This is a genomic window from Flavobacterium silvaticum, assembly GCF_012911565.1.
Classification (GTDB): domain Bacteria; phylum Bacteroidota; class Bacteroidia; order Flavobacteriales; family Flavobacteriaceae; genus Flavobacterium; species Flavobacterium silvaticum.
Map to the genome: position 1 here is coordinate 139458 of NZ_JAAMPU010000098.1, position 20881 is coordinate 160338.

Here is a 20881-nt window from a genome sequence, read left to right on the forward strand (position 1 = left end):
AAAATGAAAAAAATCCTGGTTCTTTTCCTGCTTTTCATAGTTCCTGTGGTTGCGTATTTATTCTTTGCCTCGGGCGTCAACAGTTTTTCGAGTCTACCCACGCTTCATAAGGGAATTCCGGAGTTTGGCCAATGGTCAGATTTAGATGGAAATCCGGTTCGGTTACAAGGAAAAATTACTGTTTTAGGTTTTGGCGGATCGGATCTGATCGAGCATCGCGGAAACCTGTTCAATTTGAACCAGAAAATCTATAACAGATACCACGAGTTCAAGGATCTCCAATTCGTTTATCTGTGTCCGCCCGAATCCAAAGACGCCGCTAAACTGATCACGGATAAATTTGCCGAAGTCGTCGATATGAAACAATGGCATTTTGTCTTCGCCCCCAAATCTGAAATCGAAACGTTTCACACATCGATGCAAGTCCAGCAGCCGTTGTTGCCAGATGCCAGTTCATCTTTCGTCTATATGCTTGATAAGCAACGCAATCTTCGCGGACGAAAAGACGAAGGGAAAACCATCGACGGATACGATACGTTCCATCCGTCAATCATCAGCAACGAAATGCTCGACGATTTCAAGGTTTTGCTATACGAATACAAGGCGGCTTTGCGCAAGAACCACAATGCCGAAAAAAGACCAAAAGGATTATGAAGAACAAATCATACATATGGGTTTCACTGGTTGTGCTGGTTTTCGGGATTCTGTTTATTCCAAAGATCATCGACCGTGTAAAAAATCATGATGTGGTTCGCGGAGAGCGACTAGATGCCGTGGCCAATAATGCAAAGCCCGAGGGAAAAGAACTCATAACCATTGCCAAAGCCCCGAAATTCGAACTGACCGATCAGGACGGAAAGAAATCCGGAAGCAAATTCTACAAAGGCAAAGTCTATGTGCTCGAATTCTTCTTTACGACGTGTCCAACCATCTGCCCAAAAATGAACCAGAATATGCTGGTCATCGAAAAACAGTTTTTTGGCAACCCGAATTTCGGCATTGCCTCGATTACGATCAACCCGGAACACGATACGGCTAAAGTGCTCAAAGATCACGCGGAGGCTTTAGGTGTAAAATCAACGAACTGGCGCTTCTTTACAGGTGACAGGGATTACATTTTCAACCTTGCCAACAAAGGATTCAATTTGTACGCAGGGACAAACCCTAACATAGAAGCAGGTTTCGAGCATTCCGGTTTTTTTGCCCTTGTAGATAAAAATGGAAATATCCGTTCACGCCTCGATGAATTCGGAAACCCGATCGCGTATTACGATGGAACCGAAAAAGAAGGCGTCCGTACCTTAATGACCGATATCGCTAAACTCTTGAAAGAATAATGGAAGAAGTCAACCTCGAAAAAAAATACAACAAAGGCATTATCGCCGTTTCGATAATCATTCCGGTTGCCGTTGCTATTCTGTTCGGTATAAAACTTAAAGATTTTGGAATTGAAGTCGAACCGCTGTCGTTCCTTCCGCCAATCTATGCAACCATAAACGGACTCACGGCAATCGTGCTCGTAAGTGCAGTCATGGCCATCAAACGCGGCAATCGAAAATTACACGAAAACCTTATGACGTTTGCCATTGGGCTGTCTGTCGTATTCCTTATTATGTATGTAGCCTATCACATGACGGCAACAAATACCTATTATGGCGACGTGGACCACAACGGCGAATTATCACCTCAGGAAGCCATCGACGCAGGCATGATTCGCGGCATCTATTTCTTTATACTGATTACGCACATCCTGCTTTCGATCATCATCATTCCGTTGGTTCTGGTGACATATGTAAGAGCACTTGCACAACGTTTTGACAGACACCGTAAAATTGCTAAAATCACGTATCCAATCTGGTTGTATGTGGCGGTCACGGGTGTGATTGTCTATTTCATGATTTCCCCTTATTATGCCTAAGAAACTCGTTGCGATATTGGTTGTTTGTGTGTTGTTCCTGAGTTCAGGGATCAATGCCCAATGCGCCATGTGCCGTGCCGTGCTTGCGAATTCGGAAAACCAGAAACAGGCCGAAGCGGTCAACGATGGCATCGTTTATCTTATGGTCATTCCGTATTTGCTTGTGGGTGTTGTGGGCTATTTTATCTACCGCAGCCGCAGGAAAGTCAAAGGTTAAGCAGGAAATACATTGCTCCAGCCGTAATATTTCCCTTCGAATTTCCGTATCGAGGCCATCGCATAAATACAATTCTGGCCGGTTTCGATTTTTGAATTGAGTCCGTTACAGATGCAGATCGTATCTTGACAGGAGTTGTGTTTTTGGGTGAAGTACCTGAAGTCCCAACCGTGTTCATCGCTTTCCAACGACGTTTCTTTTAAATCTTCCAGGATTACGGCCCTTAGCCACGGAATCAGGTCATCAAGAGAATCGAATATGCGTGCCGATTTGCGGTTCATCCGAAGTTTCGGATTATCGGGCGTTTCCGCATTGTCCAACTGACGCAGCAAACTCCCAATCTCGAGCAGGTTTTCTTCTTCCGGATACGTAAAAGCCGACTGTTTCTCGTTCCAATCCATTTCCTTCCACGAATGGAAACCATAGCGCGCAAAGTAGGATTTTATCTTTTGGGGCAGTTTCATTAGTCGAGTCCGTCAATTTTAACGTCGATTTTTCCATTGACGCTCATCAGGGCGATTATGGCGCGATCGGTCAGGCTCACTTTCTGGAAATCGATCGATTGGATGTTTCCGTTCACAAAAACGCCTTTGACCGGCGAATAATTGTTCAGGTACGTCATGATACTCTTTTTGGCGTCGTCGACATTGCCCGAAATATTATACCGGCAAAGCGCCTGCATTTTCTTGACGATAAGGCCAGATGCAAGCCAGTTCGCCGTTTTGATCAGCCTGCTTTTCGTATCGACCGCGTAGTCCAATCCATCGATGTAAATTTCTTTTGTCGCCGGATCGTATTTCGGAACGCCGGACAAGTACACCATTCCGGTGACACTTCCAACCATATCCATCGCGATAATCAGTTTACCCGATTTCTGCCACAATTGAATCGAATTGACTTTGACCTTATTGCTTCCCGACCCGAATTCCTGTCCCGCGAAATTTGAGCCGATGACGCGCGATGCATCTTCATACGTCGAAATCGCCATGATATTTGCCGAAATATGATCGGGCATTTTGGCAACAGGTTTTAACACGATCTTGTTCCGGTCGAATGATTGTTCCGGCTTTTTCCCGATGAAGCTTTCGATATTGCATTTGAGTCCCATTTCAAGGTTGACGGCATTCGGTTGGAGAACAGCATCGGTCGTATACAATTCTATCGGAACCAATCTTAACCACGTATCGAATTGCTGGTTCATCTGGAAAGGCGTGCACATTTTTTCGAGCGCATCCAATACATTACTCTTAAAATCCATTGATTTTCCTATAGCTTCATCAAGACTTTTTTCGATGTCTTCGCGGAAGAATTTTACTGCCGGATTGATGATGTAGGTAATGGGAACCTGTTTCCCGAGAACAGTCGTCGTGGGGCTTTCGTTCCAGTCGATGCTTTTGAGTTCTGTTTTACTGCTGACTTTCCAATTTGTAAGGCCTACTTCACTCAGCAACGTCAGTTTCCCGTTCAGGTTGAATTCGCGTACGGTGGACAGATCAATGAGCAATTTATCTGTCCCCACGCGGTACTTGATTGTCGCCTTCATAGGGAAAACCGTCTTGATCCTGCCTTTTTCGTTCGTAATCTGGACCGGACCGGTTTTCCAGATGCTCATCGCGATATCGTCGTCTTTTACATTTTTATCTTCATAGATAAGCCCGTTCAGGTATTTGTTGGTCTGGGTTTCTATATCGGCTAATTTGAGTTGTACCGGTAAATCGATGAAAGAAGGTGTGGCATCATATAACAAGGGCGCAGCCGTATCCGGTTCCGGTCGCATGGCTTCGATTTTTTTGGTGGACGAACAACCAAAAAGCAAAAACAGCGTTACAATATTCAATACGATGGAAACTCCAGATTTCATGGGTTGTGGATTTGGCTTTATTAAACGGGTCTCATGACCGGTGCCGCAAAAGTAAAATATTTGTCGCTTGCTGTAACAATTCCGGGATTTTGCTGTCGTATGTGTCGTTGGCGGCAATAGCCGTTAATTCATCAATCAATCATTCGCATCCAATCACTACATGATCGAAATCAAAGATCTTCACAAGTCTTATACGAGTGGGAGTTCCAAGCTCCATGTACTCAAGGGAATCAATTTCAATGTCGGTCAGGGAGAACTCGTAGCCATTATGGGTTCATCCGGTTCAGGTAAATCTACATTGCTCAATATACTTGGCATTCTGGATGAAGCCGATACCGGAAGTTATAACCTCGATGGCGTCCCAATCAAAAACCTGAACGAAACCATCGCATCACGTTACCGCAATAAATTCCTCGGATTCGTCTATCAATCGTTCAATCTCATCGGTTATAAGTCTGCCCTCGATAATGTCGCCTTGCCTCTGTATTATCAGGGAATCAAACATTCCGAGCGCAATGACCAGGCGATGTCCTATCTTGAAAAAGTAGGTTTGGCGTCACATGCACATCATTTGCCCAGCGAGTTGTCTGGCGGACAAAAACAACGGGTCGCCATTGCCCGCGCGTTGGCTTCTCATCCCAAAGTCTTATTGGCCGATGAACCTACAGGCGCACTCGATACCAAAACGTCTTACGAAGTCATGGAACTCATCCAGGGAATAAATGATGAAGGAAAGACCATCCTCATCGTAACCCACGAACCCGATATTGCCGCTATGTGCAAACGCAACGTCGTGCTCAAAGACGGGCTCATAATAGATGATGTGATGATCAACCAGCAACGCGCTTCAAGCTATGTTTAACCTCGAACGTTGGCAGGAAATCTTTCAGGCTATTTCCAAGAATAAGCTGCGGACTTTCCTTACAGGGATTTCCGTGGCATCCGGGATTTTTATCCTGGTGATATTACTCGGAGTCGGGAAGGGCCTGCAAAACGGTATCCAGTCACAATTCGAAAGAGACGCGACCGGCCTTATCGAAGTCTGGGCAAACTCGACCACAAAAGAATACAAAGGCCTGAATCCAGGAAGGCAAATCCAAATGCATAATGCAGATTATGATATGGCCCTCCATAAATTCAATGACCAAATCGTGCTTAAATCACCGAGCGTATCGCTTTGGTCAGCTATGATAGCCTATAAAAAAGAAACCAATAATTACGGTGTGCGCGGTATTACATCCGACAGGCAATTCCTCGAAAATGTAACGGTTACACAAGGTCGGTTCATAAACGATAATGACGTTCGCAACATTGAAAAAGTCGGGGTGATAGGAGAATCGATGCGATTGGTCATCTTCAAGGACAAACCGTGTATAGGCGAAGTGCTTACCGTCAACGGAATCCCGTTTAAAATAGTCGGGGTTTACACAGATCCGGGTGGCGAACGCGAAGAATCGAGGATCTACATTCCATACACCACGATCCAAAGCGTTTTCGGAATGGGGACACAGGTGCACAATATGCAATTCACGTTGAAAAAGAAAGATACGTATGACGAGGCTTTGGCAGATGTCAATTCCTTCACAAAAGGCCTCGGTGATATGTTACGTGCGAAGAATCAGGTCGCACCGGACGATGAAGGTGCCATTGGTATCAACAGCCAGATGGAAGAAGTCAAAAAATTCTACGACCTCAATTTATACATCCGCCTGTTTTTTTGGTGGGTCGGGATATGTACCATCATTGCCGGAGTCGTTGGGGTGAGCAACATCATGCTTATCATCGTCAAGGAACGCACCAAGGAAATCGGTATTCGAAAAGCGTTGGGTGCATCGCCCTGGTCCATCGTCACCATGATTTTGCACGAGTCTATTTTTATTACGACGATTGCCGGTTTTGTCGGATTGTTGGCCAGCCTGATTCTGTTGGAACTCGGCGGACCCATGATGCAAAGCGATTTTTTCAAGAATCCCGAAGTCGATTTCAATGTAGCCGTCACCACACTCATTTTGCTTGTCATTGCCGGAGCCATCGCCGGATTTTTTCCTGCCTGGCGTGCGGCCAGAATCAAACCAATAGTAGCATTAAGAGAAGAATAATATGTTCGACAGAGATAAATGGGGCGAGATACTTCAGGCGCTTTCGGCTAATGTTTTCCGGACGGTGCTTACAGCGTTTGGCGTATTCTGGGGAATATTTATCCTTGTGATACTTCTTGCGGCAAGCAACGGACTTGAAAACGGGGTGCGAAAAGGGTTTTCCGGAATTGCGACGAATACCATGTTCATCTGGACACAATCAGTTTCCAAACCATATAAGGGATTGCCTATTGGCCGCCAGTTCAATTTCAATAATGCCGATGTGCCTGCACTCAAGGAACACTTTCCGGATCTGCGTTTTGTATCGCCCCGAAACCAACTCGGCGATTACCAAGGCACCAACAATGTAATCCGCGGGACCAAAACGGCCGCATTCGGTATTTACGGCGATTGCCCGGAACTGATACAACAGGAATCCATGAGTATCATCCAGGGCCGATTTGTCAACCAAAATGACCTGGAAAGCAAGCGCAAAGTCGCCGTTATTGGCCAGGGTGTGATTAACCAGATGTATATGCCTGGAGAAGATGTCATCGGGTCTTATATTAAAATCAACGGCATCAATTTTATGGTCGTCGGCGTGTACAAATCACGAAATACGGACAGAGGTGGGGAAGAAGCGCAAAAGAATATTTTCATTCCGTTCACCACGTTCCAGCAGGCGTTCAATTATGGAGATATTGTCGGATGGATGGCCATCACGGCAAAAGATGATGCATCCATCACAGAACTCAAACCGGAAATCATTTCGTTTCTCAAAGCCCGTCATACGATCCATCCCGACGATGACCGCGCCATTGGGAATTTCGACTTGTACGAGGAATTTGCCAAAGTCAATGGGCTGTTCGGGATATTGACGTTCATTGCGTATTTCGTAGGAACGCTGGTGTTGCTTTCGGGCGTCATCGGAATCTCGAATATCATGCTTATCGTCGTTAAAGAAAGAACGAGGGAAATTGGGATTAGGCGTGCATTGGGCGCGACACCGGGAATGATCCGCCGACAAATTTTAAGCGAATCGATTTTCCTCACCATCATTGCCGGAATGGCCGGAATTGCCGTAGCGACTGGAATCATCGCCCTCATAAACCATATCCTTGACGGAATGCCAAAAGAAGATATGATGTTCGCCAACCCGAGCGTCAACCTGGTCGTGGTCTTTATTGCGCTCATGATACTTGTAGGAAGCGGATTGCTCGCCGGCCTCATTCCCGCCCAGATTGCCGTTAGTGTAAAACCTGTAGACGCACTCAGAACCGAATAAATCAATCAACCGCTATCTGCAGCATAGCAAAATAATCAGAAATGAAAAAAGGAGTTACCATTGTCGTTTTAGTATTCATTGCCCTTGTTTTTTGTGGCTCGTTGTATTATCTGTACGCCAAAAACAAGCAATCGCCCATTGTGTTTGAAACCGAAACGCCCGAAAACCGCACTATCGTAAAAAACACCATCGCCACTGGAAACATCGTTCCGGACGAGGAAGTGCTCATCAAACCGAATATCTCGGGAATCATAGAAAAAGTGTTCATCAAGGCGGGCGACCATATCAAGGCGGGCGACCCAATTGCCCAGATTCGTGTCGTTGCCAATGTGTCAAGTTTGAGCAGTTCGCAGAATCAGGTGACATCGGCCAAAATTGCGCTCGACAACGAAGAAAAGATTTACCAGCGCCAAAAGACCCTTTTTGACAAAGGTGTTATTTCGGCCAACGATTACCAGGTTTCTGAAACGGCGTGGAAACAGGCAAAACAAACGTATGCCTCGGCGCGTCAGGGATTGGATATCGTCAAAACGGGAACGACAGCAGGTTTGGGCAATTATGCCAATACCATGATCCGGTCAACGGTCAACGGAATGGTGCTTGATGTTCCGGTCAAAGTCGGGAACCAGGTCATCGAAAGCAACAACTTCAACGAAGGAACTACGATTGCGACGTTAGCCGATGTAGGGCGAATGATTTTCGTAGGCAAAGTAGACGAATCTGAAGTAGGCCGTATTCATGAAAACCTTCCGGTTGAAATTACGGTAGGAGCCATCGAAAACAAGAAATTCGATGCCGTCCTGAATTATATCGCTCCAAAAGGAAAGACAGAGAATGGAGCCATCCAATTCGAGATTAAAGGCGCGTTGAAGAATAGGGACACGACGTTTATCCGAGCCGGCCTCAGTGCCAATGCATCGATTATACTGGATAAGGCAGAGAATGTGCTTTCCATAAAAGAAGCACTTGTTCAATTCGATCCAAAAACCCAGAAACCTTTTGCCGAGATCATGACGGGCGACCAGAAATTCGAAAGACGCGAACTCGAACTCGGTGTCAGTGACGGCATCTATGTCCAGATAAAAAACGGTGTAAAAGCCGGCGAGAAAATCAAGGTCTGGAATCAGGGACTTCAAAAGGAATCAGGGAAATAATTCATCATCTGACCAAAAAAGTTAAATTTGCACGACCCTATTGTGCGTACCATCTATTTTTATGAAAAACTATTTTTATATAGCTGCATTTTTCCTGCTGATGACTAGCATGTCACAAGCGCAGGCCAAAAAATGGACATTAGAGGAATGTGTCGAATATGCACAAAAGAATAACATTTCGATAGCACAATCTGACATCGATAACCAGGTTGCCGGCATCGACCGAAAAGACGCGATCGGGAATTTTGTGCCTTCAATCAACGGCAATGCTTCGCACTCGTGGAATATCGGTTTGAACCAGAACATCACGACTGGTTTACTCGAGAACCAGACTACGCAATTTACCTCTGCGGGTGTCTCGGTCGGGGTCGATATCTATAAAGGTTTACAGAACCAGAACAAACTGCGTCGTGCGAAATTGAGCGCGCTTGCAGCGTCGTACCAACTTTCAAAGATAAGGGATGATGTTTCGCTCAACGTGGCCAATGCATTCCTCCAGATTCTTTTCAATAAAGAGAACCTAAAGGTCCAGACAGAGCAGTTGGCCAATAACAAACGCCAGATGAACCGTACAGAGGAAATGGTCAAGGCCGGTTCCGTTCCCGCAGGTGATTTGCTCGATATGAAAGCCACTGTGGCAACCAGCCAGAAATCGGTCGTGGATGCCGAGAATGCGCTGCTGATTTCTAAATTAAGCCTGGCACAACTGCTTCAACTGCGGGAATTCAAAGATTTCGACGTGGAAGACCGCGACTACGATTTGCTTAAAAGCGAAGTCATGTCCCAAACGGCCAATGATGTCTATCAAAAAGCGAAAGAAGCGCGATATGAAATCAAGATAGCGCGTACAAATCTTGAAATTGCGGAGCGCGATGTGAAAATCTCAAAAGGTGCTTATCAACCAAGTATAACCGGTTTTTACAGTTTCAGCACGCGTGCTGCCTATGCTGACAGGATCGTGGGACAGACTCCCGATACCGAAAATCCTTTCGCGGTCATAGGAACAGTGGAAGGAACAGGGCAGAATGTAATCGTGCCGAATTATGTCCCGGTATTGGCCAGGCGTGCGCCACTGTTCGACCAGTTCAGCGATAATAAAGGGCACTCTTTCGGATTGCAGTTGAATGTTCCCATACTTAACGGCTTTTCGGCCAGGAACGGTGTCCAGCGTTCCAAACTGGCGCTCGAGCGCTCAAAAGTGGCTTTGTCACAAGCTGAACTTGATCTGGAACGGAACGTCTATCAGGCTTTTACCGATGCAAACGGCGCTTTGAACGCTTATGAGTCTGCTTTGGTTGCAGTCGAGGCGCGTGAATCTGCTTTCAATTATGCAAAAGAGAAATACGCGGTGGGAATGATGAATTCGTTCGATTTCAATCAGGCGCAGACGCTTTTTGTCAACGCACAATCTGATGTGGCACGCGCAAAATTCGAATATATCTTTAAAGTCAAGGTCGTGGAATTCTATTTTGGGATTCCCATAAACAAAATATAATATGTCAAAAAAGAGGCTCTATATCCTGATTGGTATTGTGGTGGTTTTGATAATCGTACTTGTAGGATTGTCCAAATCGGGCGTTATCGGGAACAAAGACAAAGGAATCGAAGTGGAACTGGCCCAGGTGAATTCACAGACGCTTGTAGAAACCGTTTCCGCGACCGGAAAAGTGCAGCCTGAGATAGAAGTGAAGATTTCGTCCGAAGTTTCGGGTGAGATCATCGAACTGCCTGTCAAAGAAGGCCAGGTTGTCAAGAAAGGCCAGTTGCTGGTTAAGATCAACCCCGATTTATATACGTCAAGCCTCAACAGATCCATTTCCAACCTATCCGGAAGTAAAGCCGGCTTGAGCCAGTCGGATGCACAATTCGCCGAGGCCAAAGCCAATTACGACAGGAACAAGACGCTTTTTGACAAAGGCATCATTTCGCGTTCAGATTGGGATAAGGCCATTTCTTCTTTTGAAGTCGCAAAGGCAAACCGCCAGTCGTCGTATTACAATGTGCAGAGTGCCAATGCCACCGTTAGTGAAGCCCGCGATAACCTTGGAAGGACCAATATTTATGCTCCGGCAGACGGAACCATCTCTGTTTTAGGAGTCGAATTGGGCGAACGCGTGCTTGGGACACAGCAAATGGCGGGAACCGAAATTCTTCGCGTGGCCAACCTGAACAATATGGAAGTCGAAGTCGACGTAAACGAAAACGACATTGTCAAGATAAAGCTTGGTGATTCCGCCGATGTCGAAGTAGATGCGTATACCAAAAAGAAATTCAAGGGATTGGTAACGAGCATTTCCAATTCGGCAAGTACTACGACAACGGCCGACCAGGTAACGAATTTCAAGGTAAAGGTCCGGATCCTGAAATCTTCTTATGCCGATTTACTCGAAGGAAAACCCGAGAATTTTTCTCCGTTCCGGCCTGGAATGACGGCAACGGTCGATATCATCACCAAAAAGCGCGAGAATGTGCTTGCCGTTCCAATCAGTTCCGTAGTAGTCAAAGCTGATACGACTTCTGTCAAGAAAAACTTCAAGGTAGAAGACCAATCGGCTCCGGTAAATACCAAGGATAAGAAGTTCGAATGCGTATTCGTAGAAAAAAAAGGTGTCGCCAAACTTCGTGTGGTCAAAACGGGAATACAGGACGAATCGAACATCGAAATCATTTCCGGCCTCCAAAAAGGCGAGAATGTAATCACGGGGCCTTACACCACGGTTTCCAAAGAGTTGAATCCGGGCGATAAAGTGGCTAAGAAATCTTCCGGCAAACCCGGCGATAAAAAAGAAAAGGAATAATGGCGTTAGTGCTTTCGCTTGAAACGGCAACACGAAATTGTTCGGTCGGATTGTCCAGGGACGGAGAGACGATTGCCTTAAAAGAACATGCAGGCCAGGGTTACGAACACGCCGAAAAACTTCATCTGTTCATCCAAAATGTGTTGAATGAAGCCCGTGTTTCTTTTACAGATTTAGATGCCATTGCGGTTAGTCGCGGCCCCGGTTCCTATACAGGTTTGCGTATTGGCGTTTCTGCTGCGAAAGGACTTTGCGTGGCGCTTGACAAACCTTTGATTACTATTGACACGCTTCAGGTTTTGGCAGCCGCAGCAAAAATCGATGACGGAATCATCATTCCTATGATCGATGCGCGTCGCATGGAAGTCTATTGTGCCGCTTACGATGGCAAATCCAATCAAATTTCTCCGTCGGAAGCGTTGATCCTTGAAGCCGGTTCATTCGACAGATTTTCCGGAAATCTCTATTTTGTGGGTGATTCCAATGTAAAGGCACAGACGGTTTTAAATGACGGCAGATTCCACTTTTTGGACGGTATCGAATTTCCGTCGGCACATGAAATGAGTTGGCTCGCGTATGATAAATTCGTCAAAGGGCAAATTGAAGATGTCGCGTATTTCGAGCCTTTTTACCTCAAAGATTTCAAGACTTCTTAAAGATTTCGATCTTCATCTGACGGTTTCGGTTCCGATTGTTCCGGAAGCAATTCAGTAGAAGGCAGCACAACATTCGACGCCTCTTCCACGGCATCCAAACCACGATCGACAGACTCTTTATCAGGAGTGCCGGAGCCAAAAATCGATTTTAAAAAACCAAAGAATCCCATAGTTGAGGTTGATTTAGTTGAATCAATCCGTTTGCAAAAGCAAGTTCAGGATTTCCTGCGGATTTTCAACTGGCAGGCTGCATGTTTTTCCACGACAAATGTAGGCGACGGTTTTTCCGGAAACGAAACGGTTCCTGAAAAGTGGTAGTTCCGATGGATTCTCAGTTGCGGCAATCAGCACATCCGGAAGATATTCGGCGAATACAGGTTTGAGGAATTCGCGCGCATTTTTCCCACAGACTATTACTTCTAAAGGTTCCAATTCTTTTAAAAGGGCCACCGAAAGCCAGTTTGAAAAAGCCGACGCATAATCTGCAACCGGAACTACCGACGAAATCATCTGATCTGACAATTTAAGATAAGCCGGGTTGTCAAAATACCGTCCCAAAACATGGAGCATTTTAGCCAAAACAGAATTCGACGCCGGAATGACATTGTCTTCCATTTCAAAATGATCGGCGATTAAGTTTTCTCCCGATGTATCGTTGAATTTGAAGAATCCATGTTCCGTATCAAAGAAGGCATCGAGGCAATGGTCGAGTAGCTGCCGCGCTTCGAGAAGCCATTTTTCATCGAATGATATTTCATAAAGTGATATGAATGCCTGGCAACAGAAAGCATAATCTTCGAGAAATCCGGGTTTTTGGTTGCCGTTTTCAGATGAAGTGTGGCTCAATAAACCGTTTGCATCACGACAAAATGTGTTGATGAACAAAGCTGTTTGTTTTGCCAGGTCCAGCCATGATTCCGTTGAGGTGGCTTTATACGCATCGCAAAGCCCGGTAATCATAAGCGCATTCCACGAAGTGATGGATTTATTGTCCAGTCTTGGTACAGGACGATTTTTACGGGCATTGAAAAGGGTCGTTTCCCATTGGTTGATTTTAAGAAGCAGTTCGGGTAAGCGCAGATTCGATTTTGCGGCTATCGCTTCGTAGGGTTCGGTTCGGATCAAGACATAATTCCCGTGTTCCCAATGACCGAAATCAGTAATGTTGAAGACTTGTGAAAACAGCCCAAAGTCTTTTCCGAGCAAATTTGAAAGTTCTTTTTTCGTCCATACATAAAATGCTCCTTCTTCCAATTTTCCTTGGGGATTGATGCTGTCGGCATCCAGAGAAGCATAAAAATTCCCTTTTTCGCCGAGAAGTTCGCGTTGGGCGAAAGCGATGGTTTTCTGGACGATTTCAAGATATAGCGGTTCTGATGTAAGCTGATATGCCTTGCTGTACAGGCTGATCAATTGCGCGTTATCATACAGCATTTTCTCAAAGTGTGGCACATGCCATTTCATATCGACCGAATAACGCGAAAAGCCACCTCCGACGGTATCGAAAATGCCGCCCATGGCCATTTTATCAAGGGTCAGGAAAACGTGATCGAGGATTTCCGCGTTTTGGAATTTGTGTCCGTAGGCGAGCAGGAATTCCCAGTTATTCGGCAACATGAACTTTGGCGCACGGGCGTAACCTCCAAAATCGGGGTCGAAACTTTTGGACCATTTGGCAACCAGATTTTCAAGGATGATTTTGTAAGCGATTTCATCTGTTGATGCGGGTGGAAGCAAATTCGAAGCGACGATTCCTTCATGCAGCTTTTGGGCGTAATCTTCCATTTTTTCCTTATCAGATTCATATAAATCCTGAAGGCTTTGGAGCGACTCCATCCATTCGTGTTTCCTGAAATACGTTCCGCCCCAAACCGGACGTCCATCGGGTAACGCGATTACGTTCATGGGCCAGCCGCCATGACGTGTCATAAGCTGGACGGCTTTCATGTAGACCGCATCCACGTCCGGACGTTCTTCCCGATCAACCTTTATGCAGACGAAATGTTCGTTCATTACAACTGCGGCTTCTTCGTCTTCAAAGGTTTCGTGTTCCATGACGTGGCACCAATGACAGGCCGCGTAACCAACACTGATGATGATGAGTTTATTTTGGGATTTCGCGAGTTCGAGACTGGCTGGATTCCAGGCTTTCCAATGGACGGGATTCTGGGCGTGCTGGAGCAGGTAAGGGCTGGTTTCGTGAGCGAGTTCGTTCATGGTTCTGGTCTCAAATAGGACAAAGTTAACCGAAAGCGGAATTTTTTGACTTAGTTTCTCCTTCAAAGAAAAAAGGTTGTCAATACCCAATTCCGGCCCCGATGCGAGCGATTATCCTTTTGAAAAAGCCGGCCTGGTTTTGTTTGGTTTTGAAGGCGACCACCAGAAGCCATTTAAAACCATTACAAAAGCTGACGGGTTTAAAAAAGATAGAAGCGGGCAGCGGGAAATTTGCCGTATAAAAAAGCGACCCGAAAGCCGCTTGTGATTTAACCGTTGATGGCCTCGACGACAATTCTTTCGTCCCGGAGCATATCCTTGAGCATGTTTTCGATGCCGCTTTTGAGGGTGAAGGTAGAAGACGGACAGCCATTGCAAGCGCCTTGTAGCACCACTTTTACACGCTTTTCATTTTCGTCGTACGAATCAAAAAGAATGTTTCCGCCATCGGCAGCTACGGCCGGTTTTACGTATTCTTCGAGAATATTGATGATTTGCTGGGAAGTTGTGTCAAGTGAATCAAAGTTAGCGATTTGCTGCTTTTCCTGTTCCGGCGCGGCCTGGATTAAGGACTCGTCTATCGCGGTTCCGCCATTTTGGATGTATTCGCGTATGAAGCTGCGGGTTTCAAGGGTAATCTCATCCCACGAATAACTGTCGTATTTGGTCACGGAAACATAGTTCTGATCCATAAAAACTTCCTTGACGAACGGGAATTTAAACAGTTCGCGGGCGAGTGGGGAAGCCTCGGTCTGGTCGATGTTTTTGAATTCGGCGGCAGTCTTGGTAAGCATGCGGCTGACGACGAATTTGAGTGATGCCGGATTGGGTGTCATTTCGCCATAAACCTGTACCGGTTTGAGTAGGGTTTTTTGTTCTTCGATTGTTACAAAAGGAACACCGCTGTTTGCGTAAGCCTCGATTTGCTCTGCGACTTCGGCCTGGACATCTTCCCATTCCACGATGCTGTATCGTTCGATGGCTACGAAATTGCCTGATATGTAGACAGTTTTAACGAATGGAAGATAAAAAAGCTGCTTTGCCAGGGCTGAATTTTTGGCTTCGTCTATGTTTTTATATTCGAAATTTCCGTTCACGATGAATTCGGGGAATTCAAATTTCAGTACAGAAGGATTTGCGGTGGTTTTTATTTCGGGTTTCATATTTTTTGATCAAAAAGTGGTGAAATTCACGGCAAATTTAACAAACATTATTGGGGCCAATCGCTATATTTGGCGATTTAGAAAAATTTAACAACAACAACTATCTTTTGCAGTATTTTTTGCAAAACTCCTTTATACTACCTCTATGAAAAAAAGATTACTTCTGCTGCTTTTTTTTATGATTTCGGCATTTTCCTATTCCCAGGATTTGGTCGTTATCAATACCGATAACAGTGCGTATTACATTCCCGGCACAACTTCAACCTATACGGTTACGGTCATAAACATGGGACCGGGAGTAGCTACGGGAGTCACGGTCAACAACGCGATTCCTGCAGGAATTGAATACTTTTCGTGGACGGGAAGTAACGGTTCTTCGGGTATTTACGACCCACTTGTAAATACGATCGCGACACTGAATCCGGGTCAGATGGTGACTTACATTATAGAAATGGAAATCCCGGCTTCTTTAACGGGGCCATTGACAAGCGAAGTTATAGTTACCTCTACATCCATCGATCCATTTCCGGCTTGCCCGGCTTGTATCGACACAGATCAGAAAGCCTTTGGAGCAGATGTTGAGGTCATAAATACAGATGGCCAGGCTCAGTATGCACCGGGGTCAACGGTTACGTACACAACTACGGTCCAAAACAACGGGCCGCTGACTGCTGCAAACATACAATTCAATTTGGCGCTACCTGCGGCAATAACGGCTTACACCTGGAGTGGAACCAATGGCAGTGGCGCGAGCAATAGCCCGGTAAATAACATAATTCCTTCGCTTTTGCCCGGTGAATCTGTTGTTTACACTACGACATTTGTGGTTCCTGCCGGATTTACAGGAAACCTTACCACGACAGCATCTGCAACGAGTCCTACTTTTGATCCGGTTCCGGGTTGTACGCAGTGTGTCGATACAGATATACAAGGTTCAGGAGCAGATCTGACGACAACTTTGACTGACGGCCAGACTCTTTATACAGATCCTGGCACCAATACCTATACACTCACCATTACCAATAACGGTCCTGCCGCAGCTACAGATGTTCATGTGGTAAATCTTATCCCGGCTGGGATTCCGGCCACTAATTACGACTGGTACAGCAACATTTCAACTTCAGGCACAGATTCCGGAATTGACGAAATTATCCCGACTATAGGAGTCGGGCAGACGGTTACTTATACAATCACGCTTACGGTTCCTGCCGGATTGACTGCAGATATCGTCAACCAGGTTTCGGTTACCTCTACTTCTACAGATCCGACTCCTGCGTGCGATGCGTGTACCGACACCGATACTTATACTTTTGGAGCCGATTTGGTAATTACGAATTCAGATGGAAACGTAACCTACGTTCCGGGTTCGAATAACGTTTATACGGTTACGGTTACGAACCTTGGTCCTAACGATGCTACCGGAGTAGTGGTTTCAAACCTTATTCCTGCCGGCATTACGGCATTTTCCTGGTCAGGATCGAATGGGAGCAGTGGTTCGAACGTGCCTTTGGCCGATAACATCGCGACATTAACCGTAGGATCAACCGTGACTTATACCATAACCCTCGGAGTTCCGTCAGGTTTTACAGGCCCGTTGACAAGTGTTGTTAACGTGACTTCTACTTCTACAGATCCGAATCCGGCTTGTACAGCTTGTTCCGATACAGATACTCAGGCACTCACGGGTGCCGACATCAATGTTACCAAAACAGATGGTTCTATCGGTTATACTCCGGGCACCATCAGATCATATACGATAACCATTGTCAACAATGGGCCTGAAGAAGCTCAGGATGTTGTTGTCAGCGATCCGGTTCCTGCAAACGTTCCGTCGACAAATGTAAGCTGGACGGGGCCAAATGGAAGCGGAACCGGTGCTGTTTCGGAAAATCTTGGAACACTTACCGTAGGTCAGGTTGTTACATATACAGTAAATGTAGTTGTTCCTGCAGATTATCCTCAGGATCAGAATCTGGTCAATACAGTCGATGTCACCAGTACAACTCCAGATCCGAACCCGGATTGTTTCCGTTGTACAGACACGGATATACCTTTTCCAATGGCCGATGTCGTGACATTCAAAACAGATGGTTCTGCTACATTCACAGACAGTCCGGATGATGACGATCCGTTAAACCCTCAAATGTGGACATACGTAGTAACCATTACCAATCTTGGGCCGAGCGCAGCCAACAACGTATCTGTATACGATCCGCTGCCTGCCGGGATTGCCATCATGGAATGGTCGGGTAACGGCAAAACCGGTTCCGGTGTGCTGAACGATGTGATTCCATCGTTGCAGGTAGGAGAAGTAATAACGTATCAGGTGAGCGTACATATCCCTGCAGGCTATAGCGACACACATACCAATCTTGTGAATACGGTAATTGTAAATTCTGATACACCAGATCAGAACCCGACTTGTCCCGGGTGTACCGATAATGATACAGCCGACGATAAATTTGTGACTGTTACAACCAATCAGTTCACGCTTCAGGAATTAGTGGAAGATGTATTGATTCATTCCGATTGTGCGAACGTATCTAATTTTTCCTCTTTGGGCTTTGTTGCAAACAGTAATAACTCTACAGTAGGTTACTTCGAGACCAATAATGCCGATTTTCCACTTACCGATGGGGTTGTTATCGCTACAACCAGAGCGGGCGATGTCGACGGTCATTACACAGGCAGTAACGGTAATGTCTCCACTTTTGGCGGATCTGATACGGACCTTGAATACGTCAGTGACACGAACCCATACAACGAGTTTCCCGGAACGGATATCAACAACGTATCTTACGTGCAATTTGACTTTGTTCCGTATGTAAATGAATTCAGTTTTGACTTTTTGTTCGCATCAGAGGAATATGAGGTTTTCCAGTGTGGTTTCGGTGACGTATTTGCCTTTTTGCTTACAGATCTCGACCAGCCTTTGGTTCCGGGTACAAACCCTGTCAATATAGCTGTGATACCAGATTTGCTTCCACCAACGCTCATTTCGGTTTTTTCAATCCGAGATGAAGCATATAACGGTGGTTGTGATTCTGTAAATCCGGAATGGTTCGGGCAAATGAATTCTCAATTGCCAGCTGCGGTTACTCCAATTAATCTACGCGGCCAGGTGCTGCCCATGAAAGCTAAAGCAACGGTAATACCGAACCACAATTACCGAATCAAGCTGGCTATTGGAAATTATAGCGACACGCAGGTACAATCAGCCGTATTCCTCGAAGCCGGTTCCTTCAACGTAGGCCAGACCGATATTGCCGGCCAAGGATTTGAACTGGATGATTTCCCTAACCTCACCGGAGACGCGGCAGCTTGTATAGGAGATACCCGTACGCTCGAAGCCGGAGCCTCGGCTATTCCGGGAGCAACATATGCCTGGTATCTTAATGACCTGCTCATTCCTGATGAAACCGGATACACTTTAGTCGTCGATGAACCGGGAGTTTATACCGTAAACGTTTCTGTTAACGGAGGCTGTCAGCAAACGGATGACATCACTGTAGAATACCGTCCGGAAAATGTTCTTTTCGGAAATCCGGATACGCTGGAAGAGTGCCAGGGAACTCCGTTCAATCTGACGCTGATCAACCCGGAAATCCTTAACGGCCAAACCGGGTACGGAATCCAGTTCCACCATTCTGCAGAAGATGCCGTTTATCTTGTCGATCCAATCCTCAACTATACGGCATATAATGGTTTTGACGGAGAAATCATCTACGCCAGTATCGAAGATCAGACCGGAGCTGCGCCATGTATCTCTGTTCGTCCATTTACGCTGGTGACTCTTGATTGCGGTAATCCGACAGATCCTGCCGATTTGTTCGAATGCGATGACGATGGCGTTGCCGATGGAACCACCGATTTTGATATTTCAGGAATTCCAGCCGAAGTACTGGGTTCAAACATTGCTGCGAATTATACCATAACAATCCACGAAACCCTCATCGATGCCCAGAATGACGGTCCATCCATTCCGGCCACGACCTATACTGGTTCAAATGGACAGATATTGTACGTGAGATTCGAAAACAATACAGACCCTACAGATGTCGACGTTGTAGATTTCGTCCTCAATGTCGGAATCGTACCAACAGGAACTGTAGCATTCGATGTTCCGGAAGCCTGCGTGGGAGCAGCTTCGCCTCAAGCTACATTCACTATTGTGGGAGGGACACCTCCGTATGACATCGTATATAATATTGGTGGAGCCGATATTCCGTTGACCATAAGTTCAAACACGGCTGTAATTCCAATTGACACTGTTGTTCCGGGAACCGTAACTGCGACTCTTGTAAGTGTTACAGATAATACGACCTCTTGTACCAGCACACCTGGAACATCTGCAACGGTTACCATTAATCCTGTTGCCGATGCAAGCCTTACAGCAAGCGCAACTTCTATATGTGAAGGAGAACCTGGAATCAATATCTGGTGTGGTACGAATGGAGTAGGAACTCCGCCATTTACGTTTACATACCAAATTAACGGCGGACCACTCCAGATGTTAACTTCTGCGACTGGAACCGAGGCTATAGTGTTGCCAAGTGTTCCGGGAGATTATGATGTGCATCTGACCGAAGTTTCAGATGCCAACTGTACACGGGCTAAAGATGAAACCATATCTGTTACGGTCTATTCACTTCCTGAAGCAGCTGTCGTTTCAGATGTAACGACCTTGTGTGATGGTTCAGGTGCATTTCAATTGACATTCACCGGATCGAACGGAGAAGCTCCTTATAGTTTTAGCTACGAGATTGACGGTATTGCCCAAACCCCTGTTTCGACCCTTGCCGGTCAGGATAGTGTTACAGTTCCGGTTTCCGGTTTAACGCCTGGCGATCATGATATCCTTGTGACAAACATTGCCGATGCACATTGTACGCAAGGACAGAACGACCTTGTAACGGTGACTGTAAATCCGTTGCCGGAAGCTACAATTGCGTCAAATGTTGCCGCGATCTGTCAGGGTTCGAATCCAATGACTGTGACATTTACAGGTTCAAACGGAACCGCGCCTTACACATTCAACTATTTGCTAAATGGAGTTGCCGGAACTGCTACAGATACAAATCCGACCGTTACCATCGATACAAGTATTTCAGGACCTGTGCATATTGTTTTGGTTGACGTTTCAGATGCTAACTGTACCAATCCACAAGGAGATATTCTTGATCTGGACGTGTGGACATTACCTACGGCTACCATTGTGTCTTCCGCTACTCAGGTTTGCCAGAATTCAGATGAGCCTACAGTAACATTTACGGCAAGTTCCGGAAATGCGCCATACACGTTTAATTTTGAAATCGATGGTGCTGCCGATTCTTACACTACGATTGGAACAGAAACACAACATATTATTTCAATACCAACAGACGCAGTGGGCCCTGTTACGGTTCATCTCACAAGCATTTCGGACGTCAACGGCTGCATCCGGCAGATCAACCAGACGGTGAGTGTGACTGTCGTGGGGGCACCTGTTATCCCTTCTTTCCCTGTGTTGCATGTCTGCGACGACAATAATGACG

17 protein-coding genes are annotated in these 20881 nt (G+C 46.0%); 12 read left to right on the forward strand and 5 right to left on the reverse strand.

Going from position 1 to position 20881, the window contains the following annotated elements; all coding sequences use genetic code 11:
* The first annotated feature begins 3 nt into the window (after positions 1-3).
* From G6047_RS03620 to G6047_RS03635, 4 genes are read left to right on the forward strand one after another with little or no spacing between them, the layout of a single operon-like run.
* On the forward strand, positions 4-654 hold the full coding sequence (locus G6047_RS03620; RefSeq protein ID WP_169526113.1) for a hypothetical protein: 651 nt from the start codon (positions 4-6) through the stop codon (positions 652-654).
* On the forward strand, positions 648-1337 hold the full coding sequence (locus tag G6047_RS03625; RefSeq protein WP_169526135.1) for an SCO family protein: 690 nt from the start codon (positions 648-650) through the stop codon (positions 1335-1337). Before G6047_RS03620 ends, G6047_RS03625 begins: the two co-directional genes overlap by 7 nt.
* Positions 1337-1918, forward strand: a complete 582-nt coding sequence (locus tag G6047_RS03630; protein ID WP_169526114.1) for a DUF420 domain-containing protein — start codon at positions 1337-1339, stop codon at positions 1916-1918. The genes G6047_RS03625 and G6047_RS03630 overlap by 1 nt, the downstream gene beginning before the upstream one ends.
* Positions 1911-2135: a hypothetical protein gene (locus G6047_RS03635; protein ID WP_169526115.1), complete on the forward strand. Its 225-nt coding sequence runs from the start codon at positions 1911-1913 to the stop codon at positions 2133-2135. Before G6047_RS03630 ends, G6047_RS03635 begins: the two co-directional genes overlap by 8 nt.
* On the opposite strand, the gene G6047_RS03640 is transcribed toward G6047_RS03635, so the two are convergent.
* Both G6047_RS03640 and G6047_RS03645 read right to left on the reverse strand, forming a co-directional pair.
* Positions 2132-2599, reverse strand: a complete 468-nt coding sequence (locus G6047_RS03640; protein WP_169526116.1) for a hypothetical protein — start codon at positions 2597-2599, stop codon at positions 2132-2134. The two genes, G6047_RS03635 and G6047_RS03640, sit on opposite strands and share 4 nt — an antisense overlap.
* The gene (locus tag G6047_RS03645; protein ID WP_169526117.1) at positions 2599-3996 is read right to left on the reverse strand and encodes a DUF4403 family protein; all 1398 of its coding nucleotides are present in this window, start codon (positions 3994-3996) and stop codon (positions 2599-2601) included. The genes G6047_RS03640 and G6047_RS03645 overlap by 1 nt, the downstream gene beginning before the upstream one ends.
* 160 nt (positions 3997-4156) lie before the next feature.
* On the opposite strand from G6047_RS03645, the gene G6047_RS03650 reads away from it, so the two are divergent.
* The 7 genes from G6047_RS03650 to tsaB all read left to right on the forward strand — a co-directional run bounded on the left by G6047_RS03650 (position 4157) and on the right by tsaB (position 11967).
* On the forward strand, positions 4157-4858 hold the full coding sequence (locus tag G6047_RS03650; RefSeq protein WP_169526118.1) for an ABC transporter ATP-binding protein: 702 nt from the start codon (positions 4157-4159) through the stop codon (positions 4856-4858).
* Entirely contained in the window at positions 4851-6095 is a 1245-nt protein-coding gene (locus G6047_RS03655; protein WP_169526119.1) for an ABC transporter permease, read from the forward strand. The genes G6047_RS03650 and G6047_RS03655 overlap by 8 nt, the downstream gene beginning before the upstream one ends.
* A 1-nt stretch (position 6096) precedes the next feature.
* Positions 6097-7359: an ABC transporter permease gene (locus G6047_RS03660; protein ID WP_169526120.1), complete on the forward strand. Its 1263-nt coding sequence runs from the start codon at positions 6097-6099 to the stop codon at positions 7357-7359.
* 41 nt (positions 7360-7400) lie between these two features.
* Positions 7401-8513, forward strand: a complete 1113-nt coding sequence (locus G6047_RS03665; RefSeq protein ID WP_169526121.1) for an efflux RND transporter periplasmic adaptor subunit — start codon at positions 7401-7403, stop codon at positions 8511-8513.
* Between the two features lie 61 nt (positions 8514-8574).
* On the forward strand, positions 8575-10008 hold the full coding sequence (locus G6047_RS03670) for a TolC family protein (protein ID WP_169526122.1): 1434 nt from the start codon (positions 8575-8577) through the stop codon (positions 10006-10008).
* A gap of 1 nt (position 10009) precedes the next feature.
* Positions 10010-11311 carry an efflux RND transporter periplasmic adaptor subunit gene (locus G6047_RS03675; protein WP_169526123.1) on the forward strand — a complete coding sequence of 434 codons (1302 nt, stop codon included), beginning with the start codon at positions 10010-10012 and terminating at the stop codon, positions 11309-11311.
* A complete protein-coding gene (gene tsaB / locus G6047_RS03680; protein WP_169526124.1) occupies positions 11311-11967 on the forward strand; it encodes a tRNA (adenosine(37)-N6)-threonylcarbamoyltransferase complex dimerization subunit type 1 TsaB in 657 nt (218 codons plus the stop codon). Before G6047_RS03675 ends, tsaB begins: the two co-directional genes overlap by 1 nt.
* Here the strand turns inward: tsaB and G6047_RS03685 are convergent.
* The 3 genes from G6047_RS03685 to G6047_RS03695 all read right to left on the reverse strand — a co-directional run bounded on the left by G6047_RS03685 (position 11964) and on the right by G6047_RS03695 (position 15347).
* Positions 11964-12137 (reverse strand): hypothetical protein, encoded by a 174-nt coding sequence (locus tag G6047_RS03685; RefSeq protein ID WP_169526125.1) that lies wholly within the window; start codon positions 12135-12137, stop codon positions 11964-11966. The two genes, tsaB and G6047_RS03685, sit on opposite strands and share 4 nt — an antisense overlap.
* Positions 12138-12159: 22 nt before the next feature.
* Positions 12160-14184 (reverse strand): thioredoxin domain-containing protein, encoded by a 2025-nt coding sequence (locus tag G6047_RS03690; RefSeq protein ID WP_169526126.1) that lies wholly within the window; start codon positions 14182-14184, stop codon positions 12160-12162.
* Positions 14185-14453: 269 nt separating this feature from the next.
* A complete protein-coding gene (locus tag G6047_RS03695; RefSeq protein WP_169526127.1) occupies positions 14454-15347 on the reverse strand; it encodes a NifU family protein in 894 nt (297 codons plus the stop codon).
* A 145-nt stretch (positions 15348-15492) separates the two neighbouring features.
* Between G6047_RS03695 and G6047_RS03700 the strand changes: the two genes are divergently transcribed.
* Positions 15493-20881: choice-of-anchor L domain-containing protein (locus tag G6047_RS03700; RefSeq protein ID WP_169526128.1), on the forward strand; the 5389-nt coding region annotated here is incomplete at its 3' end.